Below are 21,579 nucleotides of genomic sequence, written 5' to 3' on the forward strand. Positions count from 1 at the left end.
GTGAGGAAGTTGGATGAAAAAATTTTATTTGTGCTTGGTCTTGGGAAGATGGGAAGTTGGTTTAAAGAAAGTCTTGAAAAATTCGTATTACAAAACCCTACTTACAAGGGTTGGAAGGTCTTAGGTTACGATAAAAACATGAATATTCCATTGGAAAATGTGCTAACTGCCGCACCTTCAATAGTTTTGAATTGTGTATCACTTGACAATGTTGTAGACGCCTTTAAAAGTGTTGAAAGTTTTATTGATCAGCAGACTGTTCTATGCGATATCGCTTCCGTCAAAACTAATTTGGCGCAGTTTTACACGAACTCTCAACACAAGTTTTGTTCATTCCATCCCATGTTTGGTCCAACATTTGCGAAAATGGACAGAATAAAAGGTGAGAATGTAATATTCATAAAAGGTTCTGATGAAGAAACCACGACATTTTTCGAAGAATTTTTCTTTCCGTATTCTATGAAATTTTTTTACATGACGTTTGAAGAACATGACGAGATGATGGCATATTCACTTAGTGTCCCATTTATCGCTTCATTTGTATTTGGTAGTCGTGTTGATAACACGGTTGTCCCAGGGACTACATTTAAAAAGCATATAGATATTCTACTTGGATTGTTAAGTGAGGATGACAAACTAATATCTGAGATACTTTTCAACAAACATTCAGTGAAAGAAATTGAAAAAATATCCTCAAATCTTGAATATCTAAAACATATAGTTATGGACAAAGATCAGGAAGAACTGAGTAAATTCTTGAAAAAACTTAGAGTTCGTTTTAGCGATGTCTTGTATCGTTTCTGATTTTCCGAAGGGGGAATCTTTGATGAATGAACTTGGAAATCTCTTTTCTGATTTAAAATTGAACTTACATGCAGTAAAAAGATTAGCTGATTTTGAGACTCCTTTGTCTTTGTACGTAAAACTTAGCTATGCATATTCTGATAGTCCTATGTTTTTGTTGGAAAGCGTAGAACAACACGAAATGCTTGGACGGTTCTCTTTTATTGGAGTTAACCCATTTCTCACGATTAAGGTCTCAGATAACAACATCGAAATTGAGGGAATTCATCATGTTCATCTGAGGTTGCAGAACTTGGCTGAAACTTTTGAAACAGTAAAACATATAGTTGAGAAAATTAGAAATTCTATAGAGGTTGAGAACCATGAATCCACGAAAATAGACACTTCAATTATCCCTATGGCTTTAGTTATCTTAAATTATGAAAGCGTTAAGTATTTTGAAGAAATTACATTCGATAAGGCAAAAGTATTCGACACTCCGGATATCTTGATAATCTTTCCAAGTATTGTAATTGTCTTTGATAATTACAAAAGACTAATGTGGAACGTTATGACTTACCAGCCTTCCCAAGCACAAAGCGAAGTTGAAAGAGAACTGCTTTCGATAGAAAAATATCCGGTAGTTCTTAAACACCCTTTTGACAAACAAGACATAACTAGCAAAATCCAGTCTCATACGTCGAAAAAGGCGTTCTGTGAGAAGATCCAAACAGCAAAGGATTACATATACCAAGGAGACATTTTTCAGGTCGTCTTATCTCAAAGATTTTCTATCAATACGACACAGAATGATTTACATTTATACAGAAAGTTAAGGTTAACCAATCCTTCACCGTACATGTTTTTAGTGCAAACAAAAGATTTCTCACTTTTCGGAAGTTCTCCCGAAACGCTTGTGAAATTTATTAATAAAAAAGTAATTATACATCCAATAGCAGGTACCAGAAAACGCGGTATGAATGCTCAAGAGGATGAAGAAATCGAAAAAGAATTACTAACGAACGAAAAAGAATTAGCAGAACACTCCATGCTTGTTGATTTGGCAAGGAACGATATTGGACGTGTTGCGATACCTGGTACTGTGAAAGTTCCGAGACTTATGTATATTGAAAAATACTCACATGTAATGCATATAGTTTCAGAAGTAGTTGGGGTGGCAGAGGAGAGATTTAACGCATTCGATGTAATACGTAGTGTATTTCCTGCTGGGACGGTCACAGGTGCACCAAAGCTCAGAGCGATGGAGATAATAGAACAATTAGAAGACACTTCTCGTGAATTTTACGCGGGTAGCGTTGGCTACATCTCTTGGTCTGGAGATGCTGATTTTGCAATAACTATCCGAAGTGCTGTGTTAAAAGACGAAGTATTGTATACGCAATCAGGTGCTGGTATTGTATACGATTCGATTCCTGAAAACGAATACGAAGAGACTATGAACAAAGCTAAAGCGATATTTTCTATCTTAGCTATGAAAACTTAGCAACTTCAACTAACGTGAGGTGATCATATATGTTTCTTGTCATAGACAACTACGACTCATTTACATATAACCTTGTGCAGTATGTTATGGAAATAGTTGGTGCAGAGAATGTTTTAGTGTTCAGAAACAGAGAGATTGATACTGAAAAGATATACAAAATAGAAAAAGAAAAACCGATAGAAGGGATAATTATATCACCCGGTCCTGGGCATCCAAAAGATATACCAAACGTTTTGAAAATTATAAAAAAATTTGGAGAAAACATACCTATCCTTGGTGTTTGTTTAGGACATCAAGCCATTGGATATGCCTTTGGATGTTCTGTGGTAAATGCGAGAGAGGTTGTACATGGAAAACTTAGACAGTGTCTACACGATGGGAAAGGCATATTCCAGGGTATACCACAACCGATAAGAGTTATGCGCTACCATTCACTTGTTGTAAGAAAAGAAGACCTAGCTAACTCACCGCTTATAGTAACGGCTTCAACAATTGACGGTGAGGTTATGGGCATAAGACACAAAAAATACCCAGTAGAAGGCGTTCAATTTCATCCAGAATCTATTTTCACAGAACACGGTTTTGATATAGTTAAAAATTTCATACATCAAGCAACACTGTTTATAAAACAACTGAATAAATTTTAAGGGGGGAAATTATGAGCGAATACTACTTAATTGACGAATCGATAAAAAAGATATCCTCCGGTTTGCACTTAACCTTGTCAGAAAGTACGGAATTGTTCAAAAACATGCTAAACTTAAATGACAATGAGTCAGACTTAGAACTAAAATATAAAATCACCGGCTTCTTAACTGCTTTAACCATGAAAGGAATACATGAAGAAGAACTTCTTGGATTGCTTAACGTAATGTTAGAAAAAAGTGTTCCTGTTTCTCGTCCAACTTACCCTATCATTGACATTGTAGGGACAGGAGGGGACGGTAAACAGACTATTAACATATCAACAACTGTCTCATTTATACTTGCTGCCGCTGGTGTCAAAGTTGCTAAGCACGGTAACAAAGCTGCTTCAAGCAAATGCGGAAGTGCTGATGTACTTCAATCACTTGGTATAAACATAAACCTCTCACCAGAACGCTCTGTCAAAATGCTTGAGGAAACAAACTTCTGCTTCCTTTTTGCTCCGAATTACCATCCTTATTTGAAAAATATAATGTCAATTCGTAAGGCATTACCTGTAAAAACCATATTTAATTTTGTTGGACCAATCGCAAACCCATTTTCACCTGAATACATCTTCTTAGGTTGCTCTGAGAAAAAACTTTTAAAATTGTACGTAAAAGTACTTCAAAACCGAAACGTCAGAAGGGCAATAATCTTTTCAGGTGATGATGGTATGGATGAAATAACACTGTCCACAACGACTACCGCTTACTTAATCGCCAAGGGAAAAATAAAGAAATTAAAAATAAATCCCGTAGACCATGGCTTTAAATTGGCATCAGAAGAAAGCGTAAAAGGAGCAGATCCAAATTACAATGCACAGATTATAGAAAAACTTTTTAAAGGGCAAGTAGACGGACCTATAAAAGAAATTGTCTTACTAAACTCAGCGTATGCATTGTATACATACGAAAAAGTAAAAACTCCGGATGAAGGTTTGCAAGTAGCAAAGCACATCATTGAATCTGGACAAGCTTACGATAAACTACAGCAGATAAAAGAATTTTCACAAAAATCTGAATAGAGGTGAAAAATATGTTATCCTTCAAACAAATTAGACAAGAAAAAATAAACAAGTACAAAAAAGATAATCCTCACAAATTTTACAACATTTTCAAAGATAGGGGCAAAGGAAGAATAATTGCAGAGTTCAAAAGACAATCTCCTTCAAAAGGAAAACTTTTGCAACAAGAAAACCTGCAAGACATCCTGAACGATTACGAACAAGCAGGGGTGGCTGCTATCTCTATCCTGACAGATGAACAATATTTTCAGGGTTCTATAACTGATTTAGAAACTGCCAGAAAGATAACAAAACTTCCGATACTTAGAAAAGACTTCATATGCTTAACAAAACAAATTTGCGAAAGTGCTATCTACGGAGCAGATTGTGTACTTTTAATAAGCGAGTTGCTAAGTATTAAAGAACTTCAAAAGCTTTCCACAATTGCAACCGATCTTGAATTAGACTTGTTGATTGAGATTCACTACCTTGAATCGTACGAAAAAGTAAAAAAACTTAAAGTTCCGTACATTCTCGGTGTAAACTCCAGGAACTTAAAAACATTGCAAGTATCTCATAAGCACGCATTAGAAGTTGTAAAAAACCTACCAAGTGATATTCCACTTGTAATAGAAAGTGGAATCGAAGATGAAAAGGATATTGAAATCTACAAACCATACAAACCAAGTGGATTTCTAATAGGTACAAGTCTGTTAAAAGCTATAAACAGGGTAGAAAAATTATCGAGAATAATAAAAACTGCTAAAAACTAACGCGAGGTAAGGTGATAATTTTGCTTAGAGTGAAAATATGCGGTATCACAAATTTAGAAGATGCTATTTCTTGTGCTGACTTGGGAGTCGATGCTATCGGATTTGTCTTTTACAAAGACAGTCCGAGATACATCAGTTACGAAAAAGCGTGGCAAATAATTCAAAAATTACCACCATTCATCTGTACAGTAGGTGTATTTGTCAACGAATCACCATCTTTTCTAGTTGAAATCAAAAAAGAACTTAGCCTTTCATACGTACAGCCTTATTTTGATGATGAGAAACTTTACGGTGTTCTTGCAAAATTTATAGACCCTAGGGCGATTATAAGACCTTATAGAATAACGGACAATTTCCAAATGAATAAAATAAATTCATCTGAATATTTTCCACTTTTGGAAGGTTTCAGTGAAAAGTACGGTGGTGTTGGTGCAAAATTTAACTGGGAAAAATTAACAGAAATTTCTGTACCATTCATATTAGCTGGTGGAATAAACCTAGAGAATGTTGAAAATGTTTTAAAATACAAACCATATGCGATAGATATATCAAGTGGTGTAGAAGCTTACCCAGGTAAAAAAGACGAACAAAAAATAAAAGCTATCCTTAGGAGGATTGGTCGAAATGTTTGAAACAATTGAAAAGAGGTATTATGGAAATTACGGTGGAATTTTCGCGGCTGAAACTTTAATTCCTGCGTTATCTGAGCTTGAATACGGACTGCTACACATAGTACCAAAAAAAGAATTCCAAGAGGAATACAATTACTACTTAAAACACTACGTTGGACGTCCAACCCCTTTGTATTATGCAAAAAGACTATCAGAATTCATAGGCGCAAATATCTTTCTAAAAAGAGAAGATCTAAACCACACAGGAGCACATAAGATTTTAAATGCTTTGGGACAAACTTTGCTAGCAAAGCGACTGGGAAAAACAAGAATAATTGCTGAAACAGGTGCTGGACAACACGGAGTTGCTACTGCAACATGCTGTGCCTTACTCGGTTTGAAATGTGTCATATACATGGGGTACGATGATGTTCAACGTCAAAGAGTTAATGTTGAAAGAATGAAGATGTTGAACGCTGAGGTAATACCAGTGAAAACAGGCACGCAAACACTCAAAGATGCCATAAACGAAGCCTTGAGAGATTGGATAACAAATGTTCAAAACACGCATTACGTTATAGGTACAGTGTATGGTCCGTATCCATTTCCTCAATTAGTTCGTACGTTTGTATCAACTATTGGAAAAGAGGTAAAAGAACAATTTGTAAACCAATACGGCAAGCTTCCAGACACTGTAGTTGCGTGTGTTGGAGGTGGTAGCAACGCAATAGGTATATTTTCAGCATTCTTAAATGACAATGTCGAACTAATAGGTGTTGAAGCAGGAGGATTAGGGATCGAAACAGGAAAACATGCGGCGCGATTTCAAACAGGAAGACCAGGAGTTTTTCAAGGTACAAAAAGTTATTTATTACAAGATGAAATAGGAAACGTACTTGATACATATTCTGTGGCACCAGGACTTGATTACCCTGCAGTTGGACCTGAACATGCTAACCTGTATGAAACAAAGCGTGTTACATACACATACATAACAGACGAAGTAGCTATAAATGCTTACAGAACTCTCACACGTTTAGAAGGAATAATACCGGCACTTGAAAGCAGCCACGCAATTGGTTACATATTACAAAACAGGGACAAACATCTTGGAAAAGACGTACTAATAAACCTATCTGGACGTGGTGACAAAGATTTAGAAACAGTAAAAAGATTTACAGATCAAGGGGGTGAATAGGACATATGACAAAGAATAAAATAAACGAACTTTTCAACCAAAAAGAAAAACTTCTCATACCCTACATAACAGCAGGTGATCCGACATTTAAATCATCTCTACAACTTTTGAACTTTCTTGCTTCAAACAAAGCTAAAGCGATAGAAATTGGTATTCCTTTTTCAGACCCAATGGCTGACGGAGAAATCATTCAAAGAGCAATGAACAGAGCCCTTGGATTTTCTATTTCAAAAACATTTGAACTAATCGAAAAATTTAGGACAAAACACAACACACCAATAATACTTATGGGTTACTTTAACACATTCTATAATTATGGAATCAAAAAGCTGGCAGAAAAGATGAATGAACTTGACATTGAAGCAATTATAATAGTTGACTTACCATTGGAAGAAGTGGATATCATTTTTGAAATTTTCAGAAAACACAACATACACCTTATTCCACTTATATCTCCAATAACTCCAATTGAGAGATTAGAGAAAATGAAAACATTCTTCAGTGGTTTTGCTTACTTAATTTCAATAACAGGTACAACTGGAATAAGAAATACACTCCCGCAAAACATAAAACTAAGAGCAAAGATTGTGAAAGAAAAAACAGGATTACCCACGCTTTTAGGATTTGGTGTTAGTAACCCACAGATAATCGAAGAATTCAAAGATGAAGTTGATGGATTCATAATAGGAAGTGCCCTTATAAAAAGTTGGGAAGAAGACAATTTTTCGATTGGAGAGAACCTAAAAAAATTTTGGCAATCGATGATTTCTAAGGTACATACTTACTGATCTTATAAATAAACTTTGGGAAAGAAAATCCTCATAGGGATTCCGTATTCATCGAATTCTTTATGTTCAGGAACAACATTCAATTCAAAGAATTGAGAAAGTGCGAGAACCGTTGCATCAATAAGATCATGGATAGGTACTTTTATCTTATAACTAATCTCCAAAATTTTACTATCAGCCTTCGGTACGTATTTTTTCAAAAAGCTTAATCTTAAAGTAATTCCTTCACGAGTATGCTTAGATGGTAAAGGATATCCAGACAACATCATAAAACATAACTCGGGATGAGACTCTCTAACAACATCATAAAGATTAGCGTTACTTCTCAAAGCCGAATCCACCTGTATTACCTTTTCACGAATATTCCAAAACTGTTTAGAAAAGCCCTTTCCCTGGGCTTTTCTATTAATTGTTAAAGCATTCTTGTAAGAATCACTATACACAGCTGCTCGAACAGGAACTGTAAAAACACTGCAGGCTCTTTTTGAAAGTAGCTTTTTTGCTAAAACATCGCATGTTCTCACACTTCTACTTGGCAAACCTATAGGTATATCAACAAAGACCTTCTCAGTTATAATGCCGCTTAACTCGAAGTGTTTTGAACATTTAAAACTGAAACTTTTCATATCTTCTGAAAGAAAACAATATACCCATCCACCTTTTGTTCCGTCTATACCAATAAACACAACTTACACCCAACCTCATAAATTTTTGCCTATTCATCCAACCTTAGCATAACCTTCCCATTGTATGCGGCTGTCGGTTCATTGTTTCCTTAAAAAAGCCTTATATGATTGTGTATTCTTATATCTTTGAAAAAGAAGTACATTCCTAGCTTACGACAAAATAAACAAAGACATCTTCGCAGCTTATAAATCTTTATTTCTATCGAGAAAAATCCATCTCGCCCGTCTTTCAAGGTCCATTTTTTATTTAGTTTCCATCTCTTTCAGAGAGAAGTACCTTCCTGACTCTTGGCTTCCAGAATGCTCTTAAATTCTTGCTTTTTAGACTGCGTTTTTCCACACCCCTTATTTTAGCTTGCATTAAGTGTGTTTTCTTATGACTTACTCTTTACCTACTTGCTTTTGGATTCTTGACTCCGGACCTGTTTTTTGATTTGTTACAACTTCAGCGCCGTTCATTATTTTCTGTGTTCACAATCATAATATTGTTGTTATAATAGGTACGGAAATGGTTTTTAAAACAGGGTGATTTTCAAATTTTGTTGAATTTATGCCATTTGTTGAACAAATTGTTTTTCCGATTATCAGTGCCGGGCCTATTTATTAGGGGTTTTGATTGTTGTTGTGAAATGCTTGAGATGGTTCAATCAATTTAAGTAGCTATAAACACTTGTTATATGAATTATTTTGTGTGAAAATAATCACACATATTAGGTTGTTTGGATTTTAGATTTTTTGTACTGACGTATTTTACTATTTTTGAATAGCTTTTGTCAAGTAGGTTATATTTGTTAGTAGTTTTTTTGTTAGGTAAGGTTGGCTTTTATCAGTTCTACATTGATTGTGGATAGTTTTATTAGTTTTTTGTATAGGTTATTTTGTGATATAATAGGAGTGTCAGGAATAAATTTCTTCAGCTTTTCTTGAAGATTCAAGTTAGATAAGTTTATTTGGGGGGATAGAAATGAATGATATTTGTAAACGATGCCAGCTTTTACCTGTCGTGGAATCTGCACCAAAAGTTGTACATTTTGTTTTTCCGATTGATTTGTTGAGAGATAAGGTAAAGGATATTTTAAGAAAAACAAATTTCGAGTTCTTTGAGAATAATGAATTACTTACTGTTTTTGCACAAGATTTTAGGTCCTTTTTAACAGACTTACGCATGCAGTCAGGGTTTTCAACTCCTGAGTTAAACGATATTATGTGTATCACTTTAAATGAAGGAGAAGACTTGTCGTTTACTAATTTTTCAAAGTTGAAACCTCTTTCTTATTGGTTTTCACTAATTGATGCCCAGGATTATTTCGATATATTAAAGGAACAGAGATTGATAGTATATTTCCAACCAGTTTTGGAAAGTAAAAATTTATCGATAATTGGGTACGAAGCCCTAATAAGAGGAATATCTAAAGATGGTTCGCTTGTGAGTCCTAAATTTTTGTTTGATACCGCGGAAAAAACGAATACTTTGTTTTATCTTGACAGATTTTGCAGAGAAACAGTGCTGAGAACAGCTGCGGAAAAGGATATGAGAAGTTGTAAGATATTTGTGAACTTTATTCCAACATCTATATACGATCCAAATGTGTGTTTACAATCAACAATCCGTTTCGCAAAGGAGGTTGATTTTGAACCAAGTAATATAGTGTTTGAGGTAGTTGAAAGTTACAAAGTAACTGATATCGATCTTCTTTCAAATATTCTAAATTTCTACAGAACAAATGGTTTTCTGGTTGCACTTGATGATGTTGGTTCTGGTTACTCGAACTTGAATATGCTTGTGCACCTTAGACCGGATATTGTTAAAATAGACACAGAAATAATCCGAAACATACAAAATGATGAGTTAAAAAGGTCAATATTCAAAGCAGTTGTTTCACTTTGTAAAGAAGCAAATATATTTGTACTTGCAGAAGGTGTTGAAACAGTTGATGAATACAACTATGTGAAAGAACATGTAGATTTCGTTCAAGGATTTCTTTTCGCAAAGCCGGCTCCTGAACCTTTAAGGGAAATTAAACTTCAAGTTTGATTTCTTCAGTTTTTTCAAAAAAGCCAAGATCTTCTTGGCTGAAAATTTTGACTTTTTCGTTGAAAATGTTGACAACTTTTTGGATGTTTATTAGTACCTCGTCAATGTTGTTGGCAATGTCATTCATCTGGTTCTTGACGTTTGAAACTTGTAAGTTACTTTCGACAATTTCTTGTGCAAGTATTGAAGTCATTGTAGATATCACGTCAGATGTGTTTTTGATTACTTCAAGTAAGTTTGCCTGCTCTAAGGTTTGTGAAGTTACTTCGCTGACTATTTGATGTGTTTCTTGCATGCTTTCCTCAACCTTTTTGAAATCTAAGGAAAGATTTTCTGATTGTGCTACAAGTCTTAACACATTAGTGTTTACCAAGTTCATTGAATCTGTTATTTTGACAATTCCGTCTTTTATATTTTTAATTTTGTTTTTTATCATGTTGCAAGCCTCTTGGGTGGTGACTAAAAGTTTCTGTATTTCATCTGCTACTACAGCAAATCCTTTACCCGCTTCCCCGGCTCTTGCGGCTTCTATAGCGGCATTTAATGAAAGTAGGTTTATTTTCTTGCTTATGTTGTCTATTGTGTTGAGTATCATATCAATATTTAATGATTCTTCGTATAATTTTTTTGATATATTGCTTGCTTCCGCTGATGTCGTGTTTACGTTGCCGACTTCGTTTGTCAGTATTTGTAAAAACTTGTGAGTTTTGAGGGTTACGTCGAGTGTTTTGTCTGCTATGTTGATAAGTTTTTCAGATTTTTCTGTAACTTCTGTTGTACCAATATATATGTTTGTTATTGTCTCATCTATTTGCTGGACTGCAGCAGAGACTTGTTGAGTTTTTTCTGACCAGGCTTTGAAGTTATTTAAGAATTCACTTAATAGATTGTCGAACGAAGAGTAGTGTTCTTTTAGTTCGTCGAGTTTTCCTTTTGATTCTATCATGTTTGAGTATATATTAAAAGAACTCATTCTGACTGTTTCAACAAGATTTGAGATTTTCTCAGCTATTATACCAAATTCACCAGAATGATCTGTGTTTATTGTTTTTGTGTAATCGTTGTTATCTGAAATGTGCTGAACTTGCTGTGCAATGCTATTAACATGTTTTGTGAGATTAATACCAATTCTTGTTGTGAATAATGCGGCAAAGATTACTAAGGCAGTCATCAATATGCATACCATGAATGTGGTGAGAAAGACAGATCTTACAAACTTTGAAATGTCAACTTTTGAGAATATGACTGCAAATGGTTTGTTTTGATTATCGTTTAGCAAGCTTCCAACGATTAGGTATTTTCCGTGTGGTTTCCATATGAGTTGATCTTTTATAATTTTTTTTAACTGTTCTTGATTTGAAAAACCAAATATTTTCTCAATGTCTTTTTGAGTAAAGTTTTGACTCTTTTCTACATATTTTTTGTTAATTAGATCAACAAAGATAGTTTCTTCTTCTATTGATTTGATCAATCTTTCCAGTATAGGACCAGAGAGTTTTGTAACAAATTCTCAGACACCAACGAAAACACCATCTAGAATTAGTGGTTTATAATGTCTTAATGCTAATCCCTGGGAATCGTGTTCAATTAATTTTATTTCTTTTTGTTGTTTTATTACATCCTCAACAGCCGTACTTTGTGATTTCTTTTTAGCAAGTCCGATTGTGGCATAGTACTTTCCATCTTTTGTGTAAAAATTGATTCCATTTACATAGCTATTTGTTCTGTATCTTTCGAAAGCTGATTGTGCATTATCAATTAGACCGTTGTAATCTTTAAGTGATAATGACCAAAGTGTAGCAAAATCTGAAGTGAAGTTTCTTGAAAATTCATTACTCAAATCTTGTAAGTCTAAAACTTTTTGATAGATATTCTTAGCTTTAAAAATGGCAAGTTCCTCATACATGTATCTGTTCAAATTGTTCATACCTATTAATGAGAGAAGTAAAGTAATCACAAAAGTGATAACTATTATCAAAGGTACTCCAGCTTTTAAAAATGTGGAAAGTTTCATTTTTGGACCTCCTTCTTTTTCAGTTTTTATTGATTAATACACGGGATAGTTCGCATTAAGTACTTAAAGAAAGTTATAAGTTTTGTTAGAAAATAAAAAGGTAGGTCAGATAAGACCTACCTTTTTGTTTTATTTACAAAAATTTATCAAATAATAAACTATCATCTGTCCGGAAAGAAAAAAACTGCTGTTTCATCACCCTGACTTGCTACTGAAGCTGTATCCACACTAGTAAAGACCTATTTTTTGCAGTCGTAAATTCGTGTGTCCCCCATCCTACTGATTCCTTTTAGTCCATGATGGTCTTAGATAAATTGTGCAAAGAGTCTTTTCTTGAATTTCTTACGTGTTCACGTTCCTTTGGAAGTCTGTTTCCTGTTTTCTCACAGTCTTAATGGCCTTTTCTTTCTTGACAATTGTCTGTGCGAACTTCTTAATCCATTTTCAGCTTTAAACAGATATTTTGGGTATTCAATTTTTTATCTTCAGTAAATAAAAACGCTTTTTATCGAAATCCGCCATAAGTGTTTTAGGGTTTCTGCTGCGTACGTGTTAAATTTCTTGGTTAACAAGTATTATCATGAATTCACCAGCTGGTAATTCAAATGGTATTATATTTGACGTTATAGGTACTTTTTTTGCTCCGTTTTTGTTTATGAAAAATACCGTTTTTACCTCAATGTCTCTACCAACTGTTTCGTTAACAAAAACTTCAACGTATCTGTCTTGAACAAGGTTTAAATTTCCCAAAACAATCAGTCCTTTGTCTTGTTTCCAATAACTGTAGTTTGCAGTTAAACCGTCTTGATAATTTAAATATACGTATCTAAACTCACCCTCAAAGAAATCCGAGAGTTTATCTCTTATTGCAAGCAGCTTTTTAAGATAATTATACATGTTAAAATCTGCTTTATCCCAGTGAAGTGCGTAATAGTCAAAGAATGCCAGTTTTCCATAAAATTGATCGTCTGGTGACAAAACTGTCTTTCCAAATATTGTATTGTCAAGTCCAAGGTTCATGGGTTGAATTTCCTCAATCTCTTGTCCTGTGTTTACATAAGGTATAGCATTAGGTGAGAAATATAATAAAGCAGGCGCGAGGTATTTAAGCTTATCTCCATTTTCCCTTATCACAATCCTTGGTGTATCAGGTGTTTCACATGATGCAATAAATGGAATTCTTAAATATGGTATTATTTCTTCAACAAATTTGTAAAGTTCTCTTGGCCTTGCAACCGCGTACCAACTGTTGCCAAGTATACAATCGTATCCTTCATTCATAGCCTTTTCGTCGTTCTTCATTTCAAGTTCTTCAGCTATGAAAGCAAAAGCTGGATCAATTTCCTTTGCTTTGGAGATTATCATATCTTGAAGTTTAGAAGGTAGTGCATGCCCCATATCGATTCTTGCACCATCTATTCCAAAGCGTTTTTGATACGAAGGTATTATATTTGCCAGATAGTCCCAAAGCTCTTTGTTTGGTTCATTTCCTGGAAACTTACTGGCTTTTACTACGTCAAACAGTACATAAGGTGGCTGGTCTTTTGGTAGGTATTTCTGACTCTCAGCTGGATGGTCAAGATACAATCTTAGGAATGTTACATCATCCCAAGTTGGTTGAGGATCATTTATCCAATCAGAAAATCCAGGAGGTGTGATTATTCCAAATTCTTTAGCAATGTTTGATAGAATGTCACCTTTCATTTTCTTTACCTTTTGCCATTTTTTTGAATCAATTTTATCCGGTGATAATGTAAATTTGCTAAGATGAGTTTTAACTTCTTGATTTGAATAAACTATTTCTAAATCTTCTGGATCAGGGATTTTAAATGGAAGTCCCGGTATATGAGGGGGTTTGTAACTTGCAACTTCTTCAATTTTAATCCAATAAAACCAATCTGGATGTTCAGTAATTAGGTCACTATCTCGTGCTGCTGTTCTTGGTATAAAGTCAAGAATCACACGTATACCAAGCACGTGAGCCGCTTGAACCAATGCTTTGAATTGTTCATCCACTGATATACCATTTAGAAGAGGATCGTGATAAGAACTGTCAAGTTCCACAGGATTTTTTACAGCATATGGTGAACCAATTTCACCTTTCTTAAATACATCGCTCATTTTTGATATCGGGAGCATGTAAAGTACGTTTATTCCCATGTTTTTAAGGTATGGTAGAAATCCAATCATTTTCAAGAACGTACCAGATTCTTTGTAGCCAAATATATCTTCTGGTTCAAAGCTGCCAAATCCCTTATGATTATACGCAACAGTTGTTCTTGGAAGAGAACCATACATTTTAGATTTCCTTAACCAACTTGTATCCTTCTCTCCATTAAGTTGTGCTAGGGATTTGGAATAATCTAAACTTTTGTCGTTTTCAAGTATGCTGTCAATTACAAAGCTATAATATTCGTAAGGATCAACAAAGTAGTGCCCATCCTTTATGGAAACCTTTCCAGTATAATTTGAAATAAACCAATGTTTTGGTAAAGCGTACAGAGTTTTTCCTGTAATCTTACTTTTTAAGTAGTCTTTCAAGTTCCTTAATTCGGTCATCATATTCCTCCTTTCAATTTACAGCTACTTTGGTAATTATATCATAAAACAAGAAATTCGCTATGCAAAATCACATAATGTATTACTCTCTTGACTAAAAATTGTATTGGTTGTATAATCATTTCTGCTGGACGGAGGCGTGTCCGAACTGGCTAAGGAGCCGGTCTTGAAAATCGGTGGTGGTCAAACCACCGTGTGGGTTCGAGTCCCACCGCCTCCGCCATTTTTTCGAAACAAAGGCACGTTAAACGTGCCTTTTATTTTATTGTACAGATTTTTGGGCAAGCTCGCGCATCTTCTTATTTAAGTCTTCTACTTCTTGTTCAAAGTACCACGATGTAAGCATTAAGAGAAATCCACATACAAACCAAAAGTATGCGCTAATTTCAAGTGCCGAACCAAGTGTACCGAGTGAAACAGCTAAAGCACCACCTACAAAACGTCCAACCCCGCTACCTACTGAATCTGTAAGGTTGAATATAGAAAATATTCTTCCTCTGTCCTTCGGTTCATTTACATTTAAGAGCATCATCTTTACATTTGGTCCTGTGTAAGAATCCATTGTTGCAGCTAAAAAGCCAATAACCAAAAAAATTAAAAATGAAGAAAACTGACCAGGAATATACGGGTACCTGAATACCCAAACTGTGAAAAATACACCAAGAATAGTTGTCGCAGCAGAAACTAACGGAACTAACCGCTTTGAAATTTTGTATATTTGTTCACCGACAAATCCACCTATCAGGTTGCCTACTATACTACCTGCAGCAAACACTAAAAAAACGGTTGTAGCGGCATTTAAACTCATCTGCTTTTCTCTTTTGAAAAATTCTATCATGAAATACGGTATTGCACCCCAAGGTATGGTTCCAGCTATACCCTGGAAAAAGAGTAACAGGTTTGTCTTTATTTTTACAAGCTTAGCGTAATCGGAAATTTTGATGCTAAATACGTATTCAGTTTCAAATTCAGAAAATCCTTCTTCCGCACTTCCTCTTTTTGGTTCTTCTAACAAGTTTGCTATCAATGGGATTATTATTAAATTAGGCGCAGAAACGAGTATAAATGGTATTCTCCAACCAAATATGCCAGCCGTGTAACCTGCTATCAGCATACCAAGAATACCACCTACTGTAGTTGCAAGCCCAAGTATGGAAACTACCTTTCCCCTCTCTTTGTGACCAAACATATCACCAACAAGCGAATAAGATATTGGAAAAGATGCTCCTATGCCTATTCCTGTTAAGACTCTCCAAAGAAATAGTTCACCAAAGGAATTTGATATTGAAGTAAGTAAGCAAGGGATCTCCCCGACTAGGATTGAAGAAATCAACAACTTTTTCCGATTGTATTTATCTGATAAGTAACCCCAAACAAGACTCACAAGTGCACCAACAATGCTAAAGACACCCCCAACTAAGCCAATGTCCGAATCTGTAACGTTGAACTCTCTTTCAATCATACCAATGACAGGGCTCATTACCATTTGGTCAGCATTCAGTATCACTAAAAGCAAGAATAAAAAAAAGACTGTTTTCTTTCTGTTAGTAATATTAATCATATAAGTTCCCCCTTATTTTTTTATTTTGACAAGCTCCGTACTATAAAAATTAACAAGCAACAAAGGTATTAATAGGTCTTGCAAATCAATTATAGCACAAAATTTGCTTGTCATTTTAAAATCAAAAATTCCAAATAAAATATAGCCTCTGGCTGAAGCCAGAGGCTATTTTCAAGAGAATTTATCAGAATTTCAATCCAACAGCCCCGAGAGGATTTACTATACAAAATGTAAGTGTTTCGGTTATAAAGAGTTTTACTTCAGTGTCGGTATTTCCTTCATATCCAACTGAAAAATCCTGACCTATAAACAGTTTGAAATGGTTACCTTGAGCAATAACTATAGCTTCATCTATCCTTGGAGTTGGCACAACTCTTCCACCTTCTAACAAATTTAAAAGTACTCTATTTGCTTGGTAAAAGTATTGGTCAGAAATCATTTCTTTCCACACATTAGCTGAGATCAACAAGTTGTATGGGCCAGAGACACCATCTTCTTTTAAAATCTGTATCGCTCTTTGAACACTTGAAGGAAATTTCACATCATCTTTAACTGCTGATAAATTTCTCTCTTTGATTATTTCAACTATTCCTTTTATTCCATATTCTGGACAACCAAAAAACACGAGCTCATCTTCAAATTTTGCTACTTGTCTTGCAGCGTCTTCTAAAGCTGATAAATCAGGTGCTTGAGCTCCACGTTCAATGTTGTCCAAATCCCAAATTTTAAGTTTGAAAGAAGCTCGTAATTCAACAACAGGTAATATCTTTCTTATTCCCCATTGAACTTTATCAGTATCATCAGATTTTACTTCAACTTCCCCGAGTGGCAATGCAGAAAACTGCCATCCAAGTGGCCCGTGTATATCTACTACTCTTCTTGCATACAAGTTATTTTTTAAGATTTCTTTGGTTCTCTCGTCTATCTCTTTCCAACTTTTTGTAGTTATAGGAGCAAACGTCCTTTTTAGAAATTCCATAGATTCACACCTCCTGAGATCATAAGACTTATGGCCTTATAAGTCCTTTGTCTAAATTGTTTTCTGCTTCATGTTCTACAGTGGATTTTTCTACCTCAGTTACAGGTGATTCTGTAAAAAGATATGTTCTCAAGGCCTTGTCAAATTCAGGAATTCTTCTTCTCAAAACCTCTAAAACCATGGCTGCGTGTTCCATCTCTTCGTCGCGATTGTGCTTTACAACAGCTTTTACTTCTGGATCTTTTGACACAGACATTCTTTGGTTGTACCAATCAATTGCTTCAAGTTCTTCTATAAGGCTTCTAATAAGTCTTGTTAAATCTCTATCAAAATCTTGGAGTTCTTCGTATGGTTCGTGATAACTCATTCAAGTTCCCCCCTTTTTTTAAATCTTTTTAGATTCCATTTCTATTATAACATTCCTAATAGTGCTTTTTGATTTTTCAAACAGAATATTTTCTTCATGTGTCAGATTAAGTCTTAGTACTTTCTCCACACCTTTGCGACCTAAAACAGCCGGGTAACCAATGTACACATCATCAATTAAGACAGAAGGTGTCCACACCTTTTTTTCGTCTTTGATCATACTTTCTATAATTGAACCTACGACAGAGCCTATTGCTAAATATGTTGCTCCCTTCTTCTGGATAATCTTGTATGCTGCATTTTTTACTTCTTCAACTAATATTTCTAAATTAGGACACTTTCCAGCCACATAATTTTTGCACTGAATACAATAATCTACAAGTTTTAATCCACCAATGGTAGCTATTGAAAATGGTACAAATTCACTGTCACCATGTTCACCGATGACGTATGCATGTATACTGCTTGGTGCGATATCACAGATACTTGACAACAAAGTTCTCAGCCTTGCAGTATCAAGTGTTGTGCCAGTACCTATTACCTTGTTACTGCTAAATCCAGTATATTTCCAAAGAAAATAAGTTAGGACATCAACAGGGTTTGTAACGTTTATTATTATGCTATCTTGAGCATATATTCTTAGTTCATGTGCAATTTGTTTTATAATCTTCAAGTTTTTTTCCACAAGATCTAATCTTGTCTCGCCTGGTTTTTGACTATAGCCTGCTGTTATAACAACAAAATCGCTGTCAAATATATTTTCGTGTGATCCCGCTTTAACATTGCATTTCTTAAACATTGCAGAACTGTGTAATAAATCAAGAGCTTCACCCTCAGCCTTCTCTGTATCTATATCTACAAGTACAATTTCATCAATTAATGCTCTGTGAATCAGTGAAAATGCGACACTAACCCCTACTCTACCTGCGCCGTAAATACTCACCTTCATGCAAACCACCTCGGAAAAGCTCATATTTTAAAAATATGGTATTTACAAGATCAAAGGTTGTTTACCACTTTTAACCATTAAATATCGCCTCTCGACTTCATTCCAATCAACGACATTCCAGAAATTATCAATATATTCGCTCCTTTTGTTTTGATATTTCAAGTAATATGCATGTTCCCATACATCCAAACCCAGAAATGGCAATCTTCTTTCCATAATTGGGTTATCTTGATTTGGTGTGGAATAAAGAATTATCTTCCCATGCTCGTAAATTGCCCATGCCCAGCCGCTGCCAAATCTATTAAGCGCCACTTTCTTAAACTCTGCTTTAAAATTCTCAAAGTCGCCAAACTGATTGACTAAGTCTTTAAAAAGTTCTCCTTCGGAATTAAAACTTGCTGCTTTTTTTAACTGTGACCACCAGAAAGTATGATTATAGTGACCTCCTCCGTTGTTGCGAACAACGATCTTGATGTCCTCGGGTAAGCTTTCCAAATCTAAGAGTAATTCTATGAGTAATTTATCTTTCAGATAGGGATATTTTTCAATCGCCGAGTTCAAATTGTTTACGTAAGCACTATGATGACCATTGTAGTGAATATTCATTGTTTTTGCATCAATATACGGCTCTAACGCATCAAAACCGTAAGATAATTCCGGTAGTCTAAACATAACAACACCTCCTCATCAAAAGCTTTTCTTGTAAAATTTTATACTTAGTCTAAGCTAAGTCAGACTTATTATAATACAACATATAATGTTTGTCAACTAAAAACTTGAAACGTGAGGAGGTGGACTTGATAAAACATAGGTGATTGTTAAAATTTTTTGATAATCTCTTTCACAAATTCTCTTGCTTTTTCCAAGTCCACTTTGTTGGGTCTATCAATGTTTATATTTTTCTTTCCGAAAAACCAGCCAGTGTAAGCGCCTGGGCAGTTGAATTCTCCAATAATTGCGAAACCCTTCTTTTCGAGAAATTTTTTCATACTTTTGTGGTATTTTATTCCATTTAAATCCCCGGAAGTTGAAAAGAGAAATACTTTTTTACCTTTTGGTTGGCTAACTTTTTTGAAGAGTTTTTTTAATTTTCTGTCCATTCCAAAGGCATAAATTCCTGAGCCAATTCCAATAAGTTCATAATTATCCAGTTCTGATGAGTTGACATCTTCGACGGTCTTTGCTTCACATTTAAGTTCATCCGCCATTTCGAGTGCAACCTTTTTTGTGTTCCCTTTGTGCTTTGAAATGTAAACAATCAAGCATTTCATCGATATCCCCCCTTATCTTTTTTACGAAAATATTTTACCATATAAAATACAACAAGGTCACTCGACCTTGTTGTATTCGTTTCTTTTTATGAGTTCTAACAATATTGAAGGTGCTTAATTATTTCATTCTCCACATAGAATTTCTGTATATTCTTTCAATTATTTGCTTAGTTGCTTCGATGGGTGCCATGCTTAAAAGTAATCCGAGTGATGGAGTTTCCAGAGCAAGGTTTGTTAATTTTTCAATATCCGTTTCTTTGAATCCTTCATCGCTCAACTTTTGAGTTATTCCAACACTGCATAACCACTGTTCAATACCATAAGCTATCTCTTCCGCTTCGGATGGAATTCCTTTTAGTCCAGATACAATCGGGCTATAAATTTCTGATAGTATTTCTGCTGTTGCAGGATATATTTCTTTTACTACAGCAGGTAAGAGCATTGCAAGCCCCAGACCATGTGCTAAGTCAGGTTTAACCGCACTAAGTGGATGCTCAAGAGCATGTGTAAAGTGCAATAAACCATTATCAAAAGAAATCCCTGCTATTGCCGAAGCATATAATAGATAGTATCTTGCATTTAAATCGTTTGGATTACTCAATGCTTGTGGTAGGTAATTTGCTATTAATCTTACAACTTCTTTTGCCAAGAGTATCGAGTAAGGATTTCTTCCAAGCGTTGTAGCTGCTTCTGTAATGTGATTTAGTGCGTCTATAGTAGTGTATAATGTTTGTTTGTAAGGAAGTGTCACCATTAATTGTGGATCGTCAATGGCAAACGTTGGATATATACAATCATAAGCGATCGCGGGTTTATATTTTTTTTCAGTTATTGTGGCAACTGCAAACCTGTCAACTTCCGTACCTGTACCATGTGTGGTGTTGATAGCAATTATTGGTTTTGCTTTGCTCGGAATAAACTTTCCTTCATAAAGTTCTTCTGCACTCTTGTTTTTATATTCAAGTAAAATTGCTACGCTTTTTGCCGCGTCTATTGGGCTACCTCCACCTATACCTATGACTGCTTCCGCATTGAAATCCTTTCCTAGGTTTGTTGCTTCGTTTATCTGAGAAGTTGTCGGATTTGGAGAGACTTCGTCATAAACCAAGTATTTAATTTTTTTCGATTTTAGTGCCTTTTCAACTACATCCCATGCACCTGTTACCTTGTATGCCACTGGATCTGTTACAACAATGACTTTCTTCTTCTTTTGATTTGAAAGCCATTCCGAAATGTCTTCTATCTTCTTAATTGCTCCAACACCAAAATAGCATGTTGTCTTGCATCTAAGTTCGAAAATGTTGTAGATATTCACCTTTCTTTCCCACATTTTTAATACCTCCTTGCTCTTCGAATGATAAGTGATTTATTTCACAATAATTATAACCTTAAAATGCTACTTTTTGTTTCTATTTGTGAAAGAGTTCACAAAAAATATGTTTAAATAATGTAAGAATCGATTTTCATCTTCTTCGTTTCCTTGAGTTTGTACATATTATAAATTTTTAAGTGTTAAACAATTTTATAAAATCTATGATATAATTACTTTGATGGAAATATAATTGACTGAAAGGTTTATTCCTGAGGTGATATTAATGATTAGGATAAGTATAAACAGATGCATAAACATAAGTTTAATTGCAGTAAGCTTGCTCATATTTTTTGTCTTTATCATAATTAGTTTCATCGCTTTTGAAAGCATAGTCCTCGAAAAACTTCACAAAACCCTGCGTGCTGAGTTTAAAAAAATCAACAACGTCGTTGCTGGTCGTGATAACTTTGATTCTTTAATACAAATTATGCAAAAATATA

General features: G+C 34.8%; 21 protein-coding genes and 1 tRNA gene. 11 read left to right on the plus strand and 11 right to left on the minus strand.

The features are described from left to right. Positions 1 to 9 precede the first annotated feature (9 nt). Genes N2Z58_08665 through trpA form a run of 8 tightly spaced genes read left to right on the plus strand, consistent with a single transcriptional unit; the run spans position 10 to position 7,347 of the window. Positions 10 to 804 (plus strand): prephenate dehydrogenase/arogenate dehydrogenase family protein, encoded by a 795-nt coding sequence (locus tag N2Z58_08665; GenBank protein MCX7654728.1) that lies wholly within the window; start codon positions 10 to 12, stop codon positions 802 to 804. A 22-nt stretch (positions 805 to 826) separates the two neighbouring features. Beyond that, the gene (locus N2Z58_08670; protein ID MCX7654729.1) at positions 827 to 2,287 is read left to right on the plus strand and encodes an anthranilate synthase component I family protein; all 1,461 of its coding nucleotides are present in this window, start codon (positions 827 to 829) and stop codon (positions 2,285 to 2,287) included. Between the two features lie 29 nt (positions 2,288 to 2,316). After that, positions 2,317 to 2,934 (plus strand): aminodeoxychorismate/anthranilate synthase component II, encoded by a 618-nt coding sequence (locus N2Z58_08675; protein MCX7654730.1) that lies wholly within the window; start codon positions 2,317 to 2,319, stop codon positions 2,932 to 2,934. An 11-nt stretch (positions 2,935 to 2,945) separates the two neighbouring features. After that, positions 2,946 to 3,998, plus strand: coding sequence for an anthranilate phosphoribosyltransferase (gene trpD, locus N2Z58_08680; protein ID MCX7654731.1), 1,053 nt, complete (start codon positions 2,946 to 2,948; stop codon positions 3,996 to 3,998). 11 nt (positions 3,999 to 4,009) lie between these two features. After that, complete coding sequence (locus N2Z58_08685; protein MCX7654732.1) at positions 4,010 to 4,750, plus strand: indole-3-glycerol-phosphate synthase; 741 nt, start codon at positions 4,010 to 4,012, stop codon at positions 4,748 to 4,750. 11 nt (positions 4,751 to 4,761) lie between these two features. Continuing rightward, positions 4,762 to 5,382: a phosphoribosylanthranilate isomerase gene (locus N2Z58_08690; GenBank protein MCX7654733.1), complete on the plus strand. Its 621-nt coding sequence runs from the start codon at positions 4,762 to 4,764 to the stop codon at positions 5,380 to 5,382. Continuing rightward, positions 5,375 to 6,559: a tryptophan synthase subunit beta gene (gene trpB, locus N2Z58_08695; GenBank protein ID MCX7654734.1), complete on the plus strand. Its 1,185-nt coding sequence runs from the start codon at positions 5,375 to 5,377 to the stop codon at positions 6,557 to 6,559. The genes N2Z58_08690 and trpB overlap by 8 nt, the downstream gene beginning before the upstream one ends. A gap of 5 nt (positions 6,560 to 6,564) precedes the next feature. Then, entirely contained in the window at positions 6,565 to 7,347 is a 783-nt protein-coding gene (gene trpA, locus N2Z58_08700; GenBank protein MCX7654735.1) for a tryptophan synthase subunit alpha, read from the plus strand. A gap of 2 nt (positions 7,348 to 7,349) precedes the next feature. On the opposite strand, the gene N2Z58_08705 is transcribed toward trpA, so the two are convergent. Then, positions 7,350 to 8,033 (minus strand): DUF429 domain-containing protein, encoded by a 684-nt coding sequence (locus tag N2Z58_08705; protein MCX7654736.1) that lies wholly within the window; start codon positions 8,031 to 8,033, stop codon positions 7,350 to 7,352. 964 nt (positions 8,034 to 8,997) lie between these two features. On the opposite strand from N2Z58_08705, the gene N2Z58_08710 reads away from it, so the two are divergent. Continuing rightward, positions 8,998 to 10,068, plus strand: a complete 1,071-nt coding sequence (locus N2Z58_08710) for an EAL domain-containing protein (protein MCX7654737.1) — start codon at positions 8,998 to 9,000, stop codon at positions 10,066 to 10,068. Here N2Z58_08710 and N2Z58_08715 read toward each other — a convergent pair. From N2Z58_08715 to N2Z58_08725, 3 genes are all read right to left on the minus strand, one after another. Further along, the gene (locus tag N2Z58_08715) at positions 10,052 to 11,539 is read right to left on the minus strand and encodes a methyl-accepting chemotaxis protein (protein MCX7654738.1); all 1,488 of its coding nucleotides are present in this window, start codon (positions 11,537 to 11,539) and stop codon (positions 10,052 to 10,054) included. The two genes, N2Z58_08710 and N2Z58_08715, sit on opposite strands and share 17 nt — an antisense overlap. Before the next feature lie 39 nt (positions 11,540 to 11,578). Beyond that, a complete protein-coding gene (locus N2Z58_08720; GenBank protein MCX7654739.1) occupies positions 11,579 to 12,082 on the minus strand; it encodes a hypothetical protein in 504 nt (167 codons plus the stop codon). Positions 12,083 to 12,634: 552 nt separating this feature from the next. Further along, positions 12,635 to 14,641, minus strand: a complete 2,007-nt coding sequence (locus N2Z58_08725) for an alpha-amylase family glycosyl hydrolase (GenBank protein ID MCX7654740.1) — start codon at positions 14,639 to 14,641, stop codon at positions 12,635 to 12,637. A 133-nt stretch (positions 14,642 to 14,774) separates the two neighbouring features. Between N2Z58_08725 and N2Z58_08730 the strand changes: the two genes are divergently transcribed. Next, a tRNA-Ser gene (locus N2Z58_08730) sits at positions 14,775 to 14,864 on the plus strand. 39 nt (positions 14,865 to 14,903) lie between these two features. Here the strand turns inward: N2Z58_08730 and N2Z58_08735 are convergent. The 7 genes from N2Z58_08735 to N2Z58_08765 all read right to left on the minus strand — a co-directional run bounded on the left by N2Z58_08735 (position 14,904) and on the right by N2Z58_08765 (position 21,097). Beyond that, a complete protein-coding gene (locus N2Z58_08735) occupies positions 14,904 to 16,202 on the minus strand; it encodes an MFS transporter (protein MCX7654741.1) in 1,299 nt (432 codons plus the stop codon). A 184-nt stretch (positions 16,203 to 16,386) separates the two neighbouring features. After that, complete coding sequence (locus N2Z58_08740) at positions 16,387 to 17,181, minus strand: bacteriocin family protein (GenBank protein MCX7654742.1); 795 nt, start codon at positions 17,179 to 17,181, stop codon at positions 16,387 to 16,389. 28 nt (positions 17,182 to 17,209) lie between these two features. Then, entirely contained in the window at positions 17,210 to 17,548 is a 339-nt protein-coding gene (locus N2Z58_08745; GenBank protein MCX7654743.1) for a ferritin-like domain-containing protein, read from the minus strand. An 18-nt stretch (positions 17,549 to 17,566) separates the two neighbouring features. Beyond that, entirely contained in the window at positions 17,567 to 18,496 is a 930-nt protein-coding gene (locus N2Z58_08750; GenBank protein ID MCX7654744.1) for an L-lactate dehydrogenase, read from the minus strand. 42 nt (positions 18,497 to 18,538) lie between these two features. Then, positions 18,539 to 19,168, minus strand: a complete 630-nt coding sequence (locus N2Z58_08755; GenBank protein ID MCX7654745.1) for a superoxide dismutase — start codon at positions 19,166 to 19,168, stop codon at positions 18,539 to 18,541. Between the two features lie 146 nt (positions 19,169 to 19,314). Then, positions 19,315 to 19,767: a hypothetical protein gene (locus N2Z58_08760; protein MCX7654746.1), complete on the minus strand. Its 453-nt coding sequence runs from the start codon at positions 19,765 to 19,767 to the stop codon at positions 19,315 to 19,317. Between the two features lie 118 nt (positions 19,768 to 19,885). Continuing rightward, positions 19,886 to 21,097: an iron-containing alcohol dehydrogenase gene (locus tag N2Z58_08765; GenBank protein MCX7654747.1), complete on the minus strand. Its 1,212-nt coding sequence runs from the start codon at positions 21,095 to 21,097 to the stop codon at positions 19,886 to 19,888. Between the two features lie 265 nt (positions 21,098 to 21,362). On the opposite strand from N2Z58_08765, the gene N2Z58_08770 reads away from it, so the two are divergent. Further along, a partial coding sequence (locus tag N2Z58_08770) for a hypothetical protein (GenBank protein ID MCX7654748.1) occupies positions 21,363 to 21,579 on the plus strand: 217 nt, incomplete at its 3' end.

Source organism: Fervidobacterium sp. (assembly GCA_026419195.1).
Classification (GTDB): domain Bacteria; phylum Thermotogota; class Thermotogae; order Thermotogales; family Fervidobacteriaceae; genus Fervidobacterium.